Source organism: Shewanella electrica (assembly GCF_022321485.1).
GTDB lineage: Bacteria > Pseudomonadota > Gammaproteobacteria > Enterobacterales > Shewanellaceae > Shewanella > Shewanella electrica.
On record NZ_JAKOGG010000006.1, the window covers coordinates 214,325 to 227,506 of the forward strand.

At 45.5% G+C, this 13,182-nt stretch carries 11 protein-coding genes and 1 pseudogene; 3 read left to right on the forward strand and 9 right to left on the reverse strand.

Annotated features, from left to right (window positions below):
- Positions 1 to 159: 159 nt before the first annotated feature.
- Complete coding sequence (dapA, locus tag L9G74_RS11495; RefSeq protein ID WP_238896520.1) at positions 160 to 1,044, forward strand: 4-hydroxy-tetrahydrodipicolinate synthase; 885 nt, start codon at positions 160 to 162, stop codon at positions 1,042 to 1,044.
- 4 nt (positions 1,045 to 1,048) lie between these two features.
- The gene (gene bamC / locus L9G74_RS11500) at positions 1,049 to 2,161 is read left to right on the forward strand and encodes an NlpB/DapX family lipoprotein (RefSeq protein WP_238896521.1); all 1,113 of its coding nucleotides are present in this window, start codon (positions 1,049 to 1,051) and stop codon (positions 2,159 to 2,161) included.
- 69 nt (positions 2,162 to 2,230) lie between these two features.
- Here bamC and ttcA read toward each other — a convergent pair whose 3' ends face one another.
- The 4 genes from ttcA to L9G74_RS11520 all read right to left on the reverse strand — a co-directional run bounded on the left by ttcA (position 2,231) and on the right by L9G74_RS11520 (position 5,426).
- A complete protein-coding gene (gene ttcA / locus L9G74_RS11505; protein WP_238896523.1) occupies positions 2,231 to 3,172 on the reverse strand; it encodes a tRNA 2-thiocytidine(32) synthetase TtcA in 942 nt (313 codons plus the stop codon).
- A gap of 77 nt (positions 3,173 to 3,249) precedes the next feature.
- Positions 3,250 to 4,176, reverse strand: a complete 927-nt coding sequence (uspE, locus tag L9G74_RS11510) for a universal stress protein UspE (protein ID WP_238896549.1) — start codon at positions 4,174 to 4,176, stop codon at positions 3,250 to 3,252.
- 99 nt (positions 4,177 to 4,275) lie between these two features.
- The gene (etrA, locus tag L9G74_RS11515) at positions 4,276 to 5,025 is read right to left on the reverse strand and encodes an electron transport transcriptional regulator EtrA (RefSeq protein ID WP_238896524.1); all 750 of its coding nucleotides are present in this window, start codon (positions 5,023 to 5,025) and stop codon (positions 4,276 to 4,278) included.
- Positions 5,026 to 5,252: 227 nt separating this feature from the next.
- Entirely contained in the window at positions 5,253 to 5,426 is a 174-nt protein-coding gene (locus L9G74_RS11520; protein ID WP_238896526.1) for a cbb3-type cytochrome oxidase assembly protein, read from the reverse strand.
- 203 nt (positions 5,427 to 5,629) lie between these two features.
- On the opposite strand from L9G74_RS11520, the gene L9G74_RS11525 reads away from it, so the two are divergent.
- On the forward strand, positions 5,630 to 6,826 hold the full coding sequence (locus L9G74_RS11525; protein WP_238896528.1) for a pyridoxal phosphate-dependent aminotransferase: 1,197 nt from the start codon (positions 5,630 to 5,632) through the stop codon (positions 6,824 to 6,826).
- A gap of 24 nt (positions 6,827 to 6,850) precedes the next feature.
- On the opposite strand, the gene L9G74_RS11530 is transcribed toward L9G74_RS11525, so the two are convergent.
- The 5 genes and pseudogenes from L9G74_RS11530 to L9G74_RS11550 form a co-directional block, all read right to left on the reverse strand.
- Positions 6,851 to 8,116, reverse strand: coding sequence for a tyrosine-type recombinase/integrase (locus L9G74_RS11530; RefSeq protein ID WP_238896529.1), 1,266 nt, complete (start codon positions 8,114 to 8,116; stop codon positions 6,851 to 6,853).
- 1,198 nt (positions 8,117 to 9,314) lie between these two features.
- Positions 9,315 to 10,190, reverse strand: coding sequence for a hypothetical protein (locus L9G74_RS11535; RefSeq protein WP_238896530.1), 876 nt, complete (start codon positions 10,188 to 10,190; stop codon positions 9,315 to 9,317).
- A 75-nt stretch (positions 10,191 to 10,265) separates the two neighbouring features.
- Entirely contained in the window at positions 10,266 to 10,925 is a 660-nt protein-coding gene (locus L9G74_RS11540) for a response regulator transcription factor (RefSeq protein WP_238896532.1), read from the reverse strand.
- Positions 10,918 to 12,372 carry a sensor histidine kinase gene (locus L9G74_RS11545; RefSeq protein WP_238896533.1) on the reverse strand — a complete coding sequence of 485 codons (1,455 nt, stop codon included), beginning with the start codon at positions 12,370 to 12,372 and terminating at the stop codon, positions 10,918 to 10,920. The genes L9G74_RS11540 and L9G74_RS11545 overlap by 8 nt, the downstream gene beginning before the upstream one ends.
- 578 nt (positions 12,373 to 12,950) lie before the next feature.
- Positions 12,951 to 13,182, reverse strand: a pseudogene (locus L9G74_RS11550) (hypothetical protein); the annotation flags it as partial.

Here is a 13,182-nt window from a genome sequence, read left to right on the forward strand (position 1 = left end):
TTTGCTGCACTAAAGAGGTGTTAACTATGTTGTCGCGCAACAATTTTTGTGCTGTCGCTAATCCTACCACAACTAATTCCAAATGTTAGCTCAGCAAGCCCTTGTCATCTAAATGCAGCGTCAGTACCATAGCGAAGCCTTTATTTTTGGGGAATTCTCATGATTGACGGAAGCATCGTTGCCTTAGTAACACCAATGAACCCGGATGGTTCAGTAGACTACGCAAGTCTCGAACGTTTGGTTGAGTTTCATATCACCGAAGGCACAGACGCTATTGTGTCTGTTGGCACTACGGGTGAGTCGGCAACGTTACCGATGAAAGAACACGTTGAAGTGGTTAAACACACGCTGCAATTCGCTGCGGGCCGTATTCCGGTCATCGGTGGTAACGGTGCAAATGCTACGGACGAAGCCATTGAACTGACCCATGCGCTTAATCAATTAGACGTGGTAGGTATGTTGGGCGTAACACCTTATTACAATAAGCCAACGCAAAAAGGGCTGATCGCGCATTACAAAGCCATCGCCGCATCAACCGATGTGCCGCAGATCCTGTATAACGTACCGGGTCGCACCGCTGTGGATATGAAGCCTGAAACCGTGGCAGAACTTAGCCACGTCAGCAACATTGTGGCCGTAAAAGAAGCGACAGGCGATTTAAGCCGTGTGGCTAAGCTGCGTGAATTGTGTGGCGCTGATTTCAAACTGTACAGTGGCGATGACGCGACGGCCTGCCAATTCCTATTACAGGGCGGTAATGGGGTGATTTCTGTGGCCAACAATATCGTACCGCGTCAGTTCAAAGCGATGTGTGATGCGGCGTTGGCGGGCAATCAAGCCGCAGCAGAAGCTGCCGAAGCCGATATTCGTGCGCTGTACACCACCTTATTCTGTGAATCAAACCCAATCCCAGTGAAATGGGCGGTTCATCAAATGGGATTGATCACTCATGGCACAATTCGTTTGCCTTTAACTGAACTTTCTAGTGAGTTTCATGGTCTGTTGATTCAAGCAATGAAAAATGCCCGAATAGAGGTCCAATAAATTAATGCCAACATTTAAATATCTTAGCGTTGCTGTTGCAGTACTGTCAGTTACCGCTTGTAGTACGCCGATTGAACGTAGACAGCCAAATGGCACCTTTGATTATGTCAATGTGAAAAATCAGGCTCCTCTGACCATTCCCGATGGATTGAATGCGCCTAAATACAGCAAAGAATATGACATTCCAGCCGTCGGTGAAAAAGCCGATGTTACGCTCTATGGCCAGAATCTTGATATTCGTCCACCACTGCAAATTCTGCCGCTGGCCGAAGGTACTCACGTAGAAGAGGGCAGCAGTGACATTAAAATCGTGGTTGAATCCATTAAAGGTTCTGCCGATCTGAAACAAGAGATGCTGTCGGTTGTTGAAGGTTTCCTCGCTAAATACAACTACCCAATTGCGTTTGAAGATAAAGAGCAAGGCGTTATCAAAACCGATTGGATAGATAGTTCACAGATTCTCGATAGCCATTGGTTCTCTGAAGACAAAGTGTTCTCTGTACGTCAACGCTATCAATTTGATGTGGAAGTGCGCCCACATGGCCGCACCGGTTATTTGAAAATTAGCTTGCTTGAAAACCAAGAAAGCTACAACGGTGATGAGCAAAAGATCCTGCTGAGCGGTGAAGACAAAGACCGTTACGCGATTGAGATGTTAAACCGCACCATTTCCTTCATGAGCGTTGAACGCGGCAATATCATTCGTGCTAACCGTGAAGCGCAAAGCCAAGGGTTGGGTATTAGCTATGTTGCGCCTGCCACTGACAGTGACGAAGGCGTATTTGTGGTTGATGCACCGCTGAAACGCACTTGGGACCGTTTGACTTTAGTATTGCCAGACGTGGGTTTTGAAGTGGTGGATATGGACTCAAACAAAGGGTTGTACTACTTGTCGTTTAAAGACAACACTGGCTTCTGGTCATCGTTGTTTGGTGGCAAGAAAATGAACCTTGATAACGGTAACTATCGTATGGTGGTCACCAAAGCGGCTAACGATGAAGAGAAAACCGAGATCCGCTTCCATGACAGCGAAGATAAACCGGTTGATGCAGAAGTGCTGCAATCGGTATACGACAACGTTGCTGAGATAATGACGAAAAATCGTATGGACAACTAAGTTGTCCAATGCACTAAAAAAGCCGCTCATTGTGAAATGGGCGGCTTTTTTGTATCCGTTTTTAAATGCTTACGGCTGAAACACTTCAACCACATCGATACGCTTGGCGGCGCTATCTAAATCGATATGGCCGCTGTTGGACACATCCATAAAATCAAACGCTGGCAAGTCGGCTTCGGCAACATCACCTTGCATTGTGGCGTTAGGGTCTTTGGTTAACGACACAAAATCAAATGCGCTACGGTCGACACCTTGTGATGGCGCGGTGTTTTGCATAGCGGTGAATATTGTTTCAATCCGACCGGGGAACTGTTTATCCCAACTCTTAAGCAGCGCTTTCACTTCTGCACGCTTAAGGTTTTCTTGTGAACCGCACAGGTTACAAGGAATGATCGGGAACGACTTCAGCGTCGCATATTCCTCGATATCTTTCTCACGCGAGTAAGCCAGCGGACGGATCACCACGTTAGCACCATCATCAGACAACAACTTAGGTGGCATGGCTTTCATCTTGCCGCCGTAGAACATATTCAAAAACAGCGTTTCGATAATGTCATCGCGGTGATGCCCAAGTGCAATCTTGGTGGCGCCAATTCGATGGGCAAAACCATACAAGGTGCCTCGGCGTAAACGCGAGCACAGCGAGCAGGTGGTTTTTCCTTCCGGGATTTTCTCTTTAACAATCGAGTAGGTGTCTTTTTCCAAAATATGGTAAGGCACGTTGAGACTGTCGAGATAGGCTGGCAGCACGTCTTCAGGAAAACCTGGTTGCTTCTGATCGAGGTTAACTACCACAATCTCAAAATCCACCGGCGCACGCTGTTGGAGATTCACCAAAATATCCAGCATGGTGTAGCTGTCTTTACCACCGGACAAACACACCATCACGCGATCACCAGCTTCAATCATGTTGTAATCTGCAATCGCACTGCCCACTTCTCTACGCAACCGCTTTTGCAGTTTGTTGAGGCGGGTGATCTGTTTTTTATCCAGTTCACTAACGTCAGACATAAAAATAGCGCCCTGTGAAATAACCAATAAGTTCAGGGCGCGTATTATTCCAGCTAACGGTCAACGGGTAAAGAGCGTTAACCCACAGGTGACTTATATCCGTCCGGTTTTATCGCCAACAAATCACAATTGATCGAATCGATGACGTGTTCGGCGGTATTACCAATCAATGCCGCGGACAATCCGGTGCGGCCAACGGTACCAAGAACCACCAATGCCACGTTGAGATCTTCGGCAATTTCGGGGATCACATCTTCCGGTAAGCCTTCTTTTACATGGCAGTTGGTTGTAGGCAAACCATATTCGTTCGCCAGATAGTTCACCCGTTGTTCATGCTGCATACGAATGGTTTCGTTGTAAGTACGCGCATCAAAGTCTGGCAGTTCAATCGCTAAGTTCACCGGTGTGCCGGGATAACCGTTGACTAAGTGCACATTGGCATTGAACTGACGGGCGAGGGCATTAGCGTACTCAATAATTTTGCTATTGAGCGTAAGATGCGCTTCATCTTCACAGGCGACATTGACGGCACAGAGTATATTGCCGTTATGGTGCCACTCTTTATCTTTTACCAATAATACTGGCACGGGCGACTTACGCAGTAAGTGCCAATCGGTAGGGGTAAAAATAACCGCTTTGAGTTTGTCGTGCTGGTGAGTGCTTTTGACGATTAAATCGAAATTCCCCTCTTGGGTGAATTTGATAATGCTTTCATAAGGGCGGTTGTGCCATAACACCTGCTGTTCAATTTCAATGCCTTGAACGGCAAACGGTGCAATGAGATCCGCTAACCATGCTTTGCGCTGGTTAACTACGCCAAGTCGCATTGCTTCGCGCTCTTGAGATGACAGGATAGATGTCATCTCATAGGACAGATCGAAAATGGAAAGAAAGGCAGTAATGGTTGCCTGACTCCCTTTGGCAAGTTCGACTGCACGAGAGAGTGCAGGCTGGATGTCTGAGGTTGGATCGACAACAACCAGAATCTTTTTATAGTCCATAATAACGTTCTCCGTAATCGGGATGACGTAGCTATATCATGTGCTATATCAGTTGCTTTGTCTCGTCAAAGATCAAAGAAAATACAAAAATTCTTCAGTCTGTTACGCTTTATTCGCTTGGCCTGCAAGCTGTTCCAAAGCAATGCTGTCGAGCACTGTGATGTACTTACCTTTGACTTCAATTAAATCCATTTTTTGGAAACGTCCCAGCAAGCGGCTGATGGTTTCAACCGTTAAGCCAAGGTAGTTGCCAATATCGCCGCGCGTCATGCTTAAGCGAAACTCTTTCGGAGAAAAACCACGCTCACCATAACGACTAGATAAACTATGGATGAAAGCGGCTAAGCGTTCTTCGGCATTCTTTTTACTGAGCAGTAAGATCATGCCTTGGTCGGTCATAATTTCACTACTCATCATGCGCATAATCTGCTGGCGTAATTTCGGCATTGAGCCTGACAGTTCATCTAAGGTGTTGAACGGAATTTCACACACCATTGACGTTTCTAGCGCTTGGGCAAAGCTTTGGTGTTGTTGCGAATAAATACCGTCAAAGCCAATCACATCACCCGCGAGATGAAAGCCAGTGATCTGCTCATCGCCTTGCTCGGTAATGGTGTAGCTTTTTAGCGTTCCTGAACGGATAGCAAACAGCGATTTAAGCGCATCACCAGATTTGAACAACTGTTCACCTTTCTGGATCGGCTTTTTACGCTCAATAATATTGTCGAGTTGATCTAACTCATTATTATTTAACGTAAATGGTATGCATAGAGTGCCCATGCTGCAGTCGTGACAGTGAATGGCACAACCTGTGGTCATTGGGCGACGAGCCTTGCTGGTATCAATAGCCATAGTTTTTCCTGATTAAAACTATTGCGTCATCTTAACGAGGTTTCTGGTCGCTATCTACAGCAGACTTGAGCCAGATCAAAAAAGTATGCCTCTGTCCGCAAAACGGATGACCACACTTGATTTTCTCAATAAAAGTTGATTACAGCTGCTGCTAAATTACCGGGTGACAATCAACGCTTGCAAAATTGATGTCGAATAACAGGTAGAACGCAGGCTGATAGGAGTAGCTACTGTTGTGAAGGGGAGTCAGGTGCTTGGCTGTCAGTTGAACGTTGTTCGTGTTCATTATGCTGTGCCACCGCGGCATTTGTCGCTCGAACTTTAGAGACCCAGAACAATGCGCCCATCGCCAATAAAATAACGAGCATAGCGAGTGGTAACAACACGAACATAATGTTCATTGATCCGATGTCCTTACATACGGTGAAAATGAGTGAAACGTTCGAATATTACTGCGACTAGCGCAGGTTTACCAGCAGCAATAACTTACTTTAACTACATCAAGCTAATATTGCGGTCAATGATGCTAATAAACTTGTCTGCGGATGCTAAAACATGGGTAAGATAACACCCAATGCTGAAGGGAAATGGAGAGCAGCCGCTGATGAAAGTTGCGCAACGCACACAACAGATCGAACCTTTTTACGCAATGGAATTGGCAAAACACGCCTTGGAAATTGAACGCCAACTCACGCCAGAACAACCGCCGATGATTCATCTTTCCCTTGGCGAACCGGATTTCACCGCGCCTGAGTTAGTGCAGCAAGCCGCCATCAGCGCCATCGCTGCTGGTGATACCAAATACACCTCGGCCTTGGGGCTTATGCCGCTGCGCGAACATATTAGCCAGTGGTACCAACAACGTTTTGGTTTGGCTATTGCGCCAGAGCGTATCATCGTCACTGCCGGAGCTTCCGCAGCATTGCAACTGGTATGTATGGCGTTAGTTGAGCCGGGCGATGAAGTATTAATGCCTGATCCGTGTTACCCGTGTAATCGCCATTTTGTCAGTAGCGTAGGTGGGCGCGCCACGTTAATTCCAACGGCCGCAGCAGACCGCTTTCAATTGACCCACGCCAAAGTCGCTGAACATTGGCAAGCTGCTAGCCGCGGTGTGTTGATCGCATCGCCATCAAACCCAACCGGCACATCTATTCCGGCAACGGAACTGCGTAACATCCATGCTTTTGTCAAACAGCAGGGCGGTTTCACCATCATAGATGAACTGTATTTGGGGTTAAGTTACGACCAAGCCTTTGGCCAGTCCGCTTTGGCTATTGATGACGACATCATTTCGATTAATAGCTTTTCCAAATACTTCTCCATGACCGGCTGGCGTGTGGGCTGGATGGTGGTGCCAGAAACGCTGGTTCCAACCATAGAGAAGCTGGCGCAAAACTTTTTCATTTGCCCAAGCGCCATTGCACAACAAGCGGCCATCGCCTGTTTTCAGCCGCAGAGCATCGACGAATATGAACAGCGCCGCTTAGAATATTTGCGCCGCCGTGATTGGTTTATTCCCGCACTAAACGCGTTGGGTTTAACGGTACCCGTTATGCCTGATGGCGCTTTTTACGCATGGGCCAATTGCCAGCAATGGTGCGAGGCGATGAATTTGCCATCCAGTTGGGAGTTTGCTTTTGAACTGATGCAACGTTGCCACATAGCGGTGACGCCCGGTCGTGATTTCGGGACTGCAGGCACCGAGCATTACGTGCGTTTTTCAACCGCTAACTCGTTGGAGAATTTGCAGCAAGCAGTTGAGCGGCTAGCCAAGCTCAAGGCGAGCTTGGCGTTTTAACTGCGACACAGCAGCGCAAGGGGGTTATTTGTCGATGCGCTGTTTTTTCTTAGCCGATGCCGCGCGGTCATGCAGATCAGTATGGGTGTAGATATTGGTCGTTGATAAGTCGACGTGGCGCGCATCATCCCGCACATGCACAGTATTGCGGCCTTCGGCCAAGTCAGTAGAGATCCCGCTATGGCGTAACCAGTGTACCGTAGCGGCTTTCATGCCATGCGCTTCGGCGATGAGTTCATCTTTATCCGGTGATTGTTGTGCGTCTTTTAGTAGCAATTCGGCTGCAAAATCAAAAACTTCTTGCATCAAATAACGTACCGCTCTGACAGACAACCCATCACGGATTTGACCATTTACGAGAATTTTTGGCAGTAATGGAATCGCTTCTTCCGGTGCTGGCAAGTCGGGCAGTTCCAGCCCGGTTTGCGCAGCAATTTGTCTGCGATACAGCTTTAACTCTTCAAGTAATTCGGGTGGAATTGTCACTAAATCGCTCTTATTGTTTTTACTGGTACCGGCGGGGATGTAGAAGAACCAATCGCCAGATACCCGTTGAAAGCAGCCCATGGTAGGCGTGTAGGTTTGCCAGCCGCGCACTGTGTGGCGTGAGATCTCCGAAATCCGCAAATAACGATGAAACAGCAGGGCCACGGCAAATCGCGCTTTAGCCCATTTGAACGGATTAGCCTGTGCCATTTGCCGCGAGGCCAACGTGAGATACTGCACCTGGGTTGCAGTAAAGAGTTTGGTAGTGATCTCCTGCGTAGGTGCTGCGCTGGCAATGCTACGTTTTCTTGCTGATAGCGCGGGATTGCCCATGGCAATTTCTGCGTCATCGACCAAAAACTGATAAAAAGCGCTGACGGATGCCAGCATCGCCTTGATAGAACTCTGCGTAGGAGCAGGGCGGTTGGCCACACATGGCCGCCACTGCGGGTTGAATGTCGCATCATTATTGAAGCGTTTTACCTGGTACGGGCTGCACCAATCTTTAGGCGGATTACTATAAAAGCGCACCATGTCCAACAAATCACTGGGACGCAGCACCGTGACCGACGCCCGTTTTATCATCCAAGACCACAACAGTAACTTTTCAATGTCGCGGCGATAAGACCGAAACGTGTTAGGGCGACTTTGTACGCCACGAAGAAAACGACAGGCTTCTTGATATTCCAGCAAGCTAGCATCAACAGTGCTGAACACGCCATCAGCTTGATGATATTCAGACAACACCAGCTCAATATCTGAATTGTGGTCGCCAGCAAATAGCGGCTGTAACAGTGGTTGCATAACAAATAAAGGCTAATCATAAAGGTGGCTGAGTGTAACACATTTTTGCTGATAACCTCGATTATCGGCAAAAATTAATAGGGCACTTTGAAGAGTGCTTTTCATACTTTAGCGTTGTTAATCGATCGGCTTATACATTCAGTAACATATTGTTATTTATTAATAATAACGCCAATAAAACACATATGTTGACGACATAAATTAATAAAATCCAAATTTATAGAATCATGTGCGTTGTACTACCGACGGACAGCAAACGGCCGCCAAACCTCGCTAAACAAAGTGCCACTTGCGCCATTGTGTTGTGAGGACATTTGTCGAAACTCGGCATTGATACAGCCGTGGGCAATTTAGGTGGATCATCATCTATCTGGTTGTAGTCGTCTTATGTAAGCTCGCGACTATTTAAATCTGTTCAAGGCTTGTCCATCACCAAACCATCGCCGGTGGCAATGCCGCCGCAGCCACATCGCCACAATAAGCTTGGCGATATTCGAACGGTCTGAACTGATAAGCAATCCATTCCAAAATGCGCACTACGTTGCATGCAATAGAATTCGGCCATACTTAGTGCTGCAGATTTCAATCTCCGAACGATGGCTAACGGCCAATTAACATAAAGATGTGTGACGAAACTGCATAGTTGCAGCATCCGCCGCTAGCATGGATAGCTACCGTCATAATGATGGGCGAACAAAGTTACAGGCTAAACTTGTTTAAGCTCGATCTCACCAAAACAAATGGAATGAGTTTGCAGCTTCAACGCCAAAAAACGATGTGATGCCGGGATACGTGGTTCGTACGTTGGACGCAACTGCTATAGACAACGTCAGACTGGGACCAACTGCTGTAGACGCATTAAAACTGCAATGGGTTTCTGAAATATGACCAGTGAACCAAGCAATACAAAGCTGCACATCATGTTGATATCGATGACAGCAGCAAGCCGCTACAATAATTATTCATTTGGCGGTAACTGATTTTCACATATAAGCGGCTTTTGACCATAAACCGACAATCACACAGCCCAAACCCCAAGCAGCCACACAGCGCCATATCTAAATTCGCACAATGTATATTATGTTAAATTAGATATCCGAGATAACCTTGGTCTGCTGCTCTTGTTCTTGTTGTGCTTATCAAAAATACAGTTCCTCTAGAGCGAGTCCAAACTCGCCCTTAGTATGCTTGCCTTTTTTTAATGAGGCATTTCCTTCAAGCCGGCAAAGTGAATACTGGTTTCGACGTTATAACAGTCGCCGTACATGTAGCGTCCGCCATCGGCACTTTCCACATTGACCGTTTTGACCGCTGCCGAAACAGTACGAACGCTATTAAGTAAGATTGCTTTATCTTGATCCCATAAGTTCACTGCTGATGATAACGTTTGCTTACTGCCTTGAATAAAATCGATGTTGTAACCTAAGTCAGGTGTGCCCCAAGTTTGATAATCCATGGCAAAACTCATACCCACAGGCTCTTTGGAAAAGTATTTTTGTGCAACACTAACATCAAAATGCCCATCAACCTTGGCACCGACCCAACTGCCTTTTTCAATGCCTTGGCTAGATTTTCGCTGTTCTTCAATATCATATCTTTTGCTATTGGATTGATTTATCCAAACTTCACTTGTGACGTTATCATGATAGCGGTTGTTAAGTTGGTACTGCCAACGGCCACTGTCCGCAATGGCGTACTGATCCTTTTCAAGGACTCTTTTACCACCAGTCAATAACAAAGTGGTTTCTGTACCATCATTGTGATTGAGTGTAGCTTTAACCATTCCTATACCACGGCAGAAGGTTTCAACCTTATTGCCAGTAGTAAAAGCAACCGCAAGGTTTAATTCGTCGTTTGGATTTACACCTTTGACATTAAGGTAAGTACTATAGATATCTTTATATAACGGATGGTCATTTGAAACATCAGCCAGAATACCTTCGAGCTGTTGTATTGTTTGTGCTTTTTCGTGACGGTTTTCTAATATCTGTTGATAACGGTGGGCAATGTCTAACTCCCCTGCTTGAGCCAGGCCCGCGATGAACAGCAGACCAAGTGATATGGTTTTTTCCATGTTGTACTCCATGCGTCTTTTCCATTGATGTAGCGCATAATGACATGGCAATCACCAGTTAAATTCACCGTTATGTCATGGTTGTGTCATGAAGCGATAGCCCATACCGCGAACTGTCGTGAAAAACTCTTTGCCGAGCTTTTTTCGTAAACCGAGGATAAAGTTATCTACGGTGCGATCTGTGCCAAAATAATCTCCGCCCCATACCGCGCTGATGATTTGCTCGCGGGACACAATTTGTCCAGCTCGTTGCAGTAAAAACTGCAATAATTTGATCTCTTTTGCTGAAAGCACAATCGGTTGGCCATTTTGACTTAAACTTTCGGTTTTAAAATCGAAGCAATAATTACCAAAAGTGACCGATTGCAGATTGGCTGAGCCTATTTTTCGCTCGATCCGGGCGAGCAATTCCTCTAATGCAAATGGTTTTTCCATATAATCATCAGCACCGAGCTTTAACCCCCGGACTTTATCCTGAGTTTCCGTTCTTGCCGAAAGCACAATAAGCGGAGTTTTATTACCATCACTACGCAGCGCCGCAATAACTTCAAAACCATTCATCCTAGGCATCATAATATCGATCACAATCAATGCTGGTGTTTCTGTTTGGGCTAGCCATAGGCCTTGCACACCATCAGTGGCTTCAAGGACTTGATAACCCTCCATTTGCAACGCTTTTTTTAAGCCTAGGCGAATATGTGGGTCGTCTTCTACAATAAGAACGGTTTTATTCATTTGGTATTTCTAAGGTTAATATAAAGGTTGCGTTGGGCTTGCCGGGGTTGGCAAGCATGATATCGCCGCCAATTTGCGTCACCAGCTTTTTTACTATTGTTAATCCGATGCCTAAGCCATCTGGTGAGCTTTGTTTAGCACTTGATGCGCGAAAAAATTCGGAAAATATGTGCGTAGCATCGGATTTCGCTACACCCGGTCCTTCATCTGTTACGCTAATTTGAAGTTTACCTTGTCTAAAAATCACCGAACAATGGCCTCGCTGCCCATAACGTACGGCGTTTTTATATAAGTTTCTCAATACAACTGCTAGACGTTGCGTTTCAAGATAAACACTTTGCCGACACTGAAAATCTAAAGTAATAGCACCATCAAATTCGTCTACCAATTGCCGTATAAAACCTTCAAATGATTTTGCACTTAATAATATTGGATTGGCTTCGCTGTTTGGGTTATTGATCAATACGATATCACTAAAAAGATTGTGTAATCTGTCACTACTTTGAATCAAAGCCCGCAACAACTCTTCATCGTGACCATATTTTTGCAATAACTCAAGATTTAGCTTCATGCCCGTCAATGGGGTTTTAATCTCATGAACCAATTGGTTTAAAAAAGTGATTTTTTTATCGACCTGTTGTTTTTGCCTAGTCAATTCTAATAAATAGAGCGTCAATGCCAACAAACATAAAAAAATACCCGCAATGCTATATAGCAGCCTAAAATCACTATCAAAATCAAACAGTGCGGTTTCATCCAACTGCAAAAACAAGGGATTTTGTTTTAGCTTGCTATTACCAAGGTGATTTAGCGCGTTAAACTCGGGGAGTAAATGCGTCGTCAAGTATTCGCCTTTAGGAATAAATAGGGTCACTTCGCCAATTTCGTTGGCTTTAAGCAGCACTTCATCTAACACAAACTGTTTGCCCACCCCCGTATAATCACTACGTTGTGCCAACTGCTTAAAGAGTAAATCAAAAGCCGTTTTAGCTTCAGGCCAGATCAGCGTTTGTTCATAAGGCGATAGTAAGCCATCAGGTGCCTGCTGATATAGCTGCCACCATTTTCTTACCGCGATTGCCCTATCCCAACTGCCCTGCTTCATTAATTGTTTGAGCAAAAAAGACTTTTGGTCGACATTGTTAAGTTGTTCAAACCTCGACCAGTCAGCCGAAGATTCACTGTGAGCGGGAAAAAACGCTGAACCTATTAACTTCCCTCGCCGGTCAACAGTAAGATGATAACCAGGCACGACTTCTTGTGTTTGGTTGAGATAGTCAACAACCCGCTGCTGCCACTGTTTATTCCAACCAGCCTCAAGGTTTTGTTCTTGTGCAGCCAAGTAAACAGACATCAATTTGCTTTCGTTTAGCTGCTTAACATAAAAAGTGTAAAACAGCAGGCTCAAGCCTGATACCAATGCTAACAATGCAATTTTGGACTTCATTTACACCTGTTTAATATAGAACGAGTTGTTGATCATTCTGAAGTTTTGGATATTTGGAACGTGGTTTTTTGTAATCGACATGAAGCACTACGCCATCTTTTGGGCTTCTACCACAGCAGGCACAGAAGTTTCGTTATAGCTCAAAGGCCTGTTGTCTCCGTTGACGCCATTATCTAGTCTTCAAAAATATACTTTTTCAGGTTCACTGAATGGCAATTCTTGCCAGTTTGTGATTACCCTCGGCTCAGAATACCTAGGACCAATAATCACGGCATAAGCGTTATCGTCGTCAGTTGCTCTTAGCCATTTCCAAACAGCCTTCAGAGCCCCATTTTCAGACTTAAATGGGCGAGTACGTCTAGTGTTTTCGTGAAAAGTTACTGAAATCATGAGTATACTTCCTCGTATGAAATATGAAATGTGTGACATCTCAAAAGTCATTAGCATTAAAGAAACTCATATCCTCTTAAGTTCACGTAAATTGCTCTACAACAGGCCTCTACAGACAAAGAGCGGACATCCAACGCAGCGCTCTGCGGCAGTCAAAGGCCCAGAGCGCGTTGTTAGGTTTTTTTATTTCACTCAAGATTGCCTTTAGAGTCCATAATTGCTTGGCATAAGTAGTTAGGCTCATCAGTACCAAGACGAACCAATGATCCGCCTTTAAGTTCTATCTCTACACCCCAAAGTCCAGAGATGTTATAAATCCAGCCAGTGCCGAAAGCGTGAATGCCCAGGGCAAGATCACGAACGTAATTTGAACTATTAGCATGATATTTCTCCAAAGGGCTGGACGCTTCATACTGGCTG

What these genes read in the sequence shown, in the direction of transcription:
- dapA (WP_238896520.1), top strand. Translation starts at nt 160, where the DNA reads ATGATTGACGGAAGCATCGTTGCCTTAGTAACACCAATGAACCCGGAT.
- bamC (WP_238896521.1), top strand. Translation starts at nt 1,049, where the DNA reads ATGCCAACATTTAAATATCTTAGCGTTGCTGTTGCAGTACTGTCAGTT.
- ttcA (WP_238896523.1), bottom strand. Translation starts at nt 3,172, where the DNA reads ATGTCTGACGTTAGTGAACTGGATAAAAAACAGATCACCCGCCTCAAC.
- etrA (WP_238896524.1), bottom strand. Translation starts at nt 5,025, where the DNA reads ATGGCTATTGATACCAGCAAGGCTCGTCGCCCAATGACCACAGGTTGT.
- L9G74_RS11520 (WP_238896526.1), bottom strand. Translation starts at nt 5,426, where the DNA reads ATGAACATTATGTTCGTGTTGTTACCACTCGCTATGCTCGTTATTTTA.
- L9G74_RS11525 (WP_238896528.1), top strand. Translation starts at nt 5,630, where the DNA reads ATGAAAGTTGCGCAACGCACACAACAGATCGAACCTTTTTACGCAATG.
- L9G74_RS11530 (WP_238896529.1), bottom strand. Translation starts at nt 8,116, where the DNA reads ATGCAACCACTGTTACAGCCGCTATTTGCTGGCGACCACAATTCAGAT.
- L9G74_RS11535 (WP_238896530.1), bottom strand. Translation starts at nt 10,190, where the DNA reads ATGGAAAAAACCATATCACTTGGTCTGCTGTTCATCGCGGGCCTGGCT.
- L9G74_RS11540 (WP_238896532.1), bottom strand. Translation starts at nt 10,925, where the DNA reads ATGAATAAAACCGTTCTTATTGTAGAAGACGACCCACATATTCGCCTA.
- L9G74_RS11545 (WP_238896533.1), bottom strand. Translation starts at nt 12,372, where the DNA reads ATGAAGTCCAAAATTGCATTGTTAGCATTGGTATCAGGCTTGAGCCTG.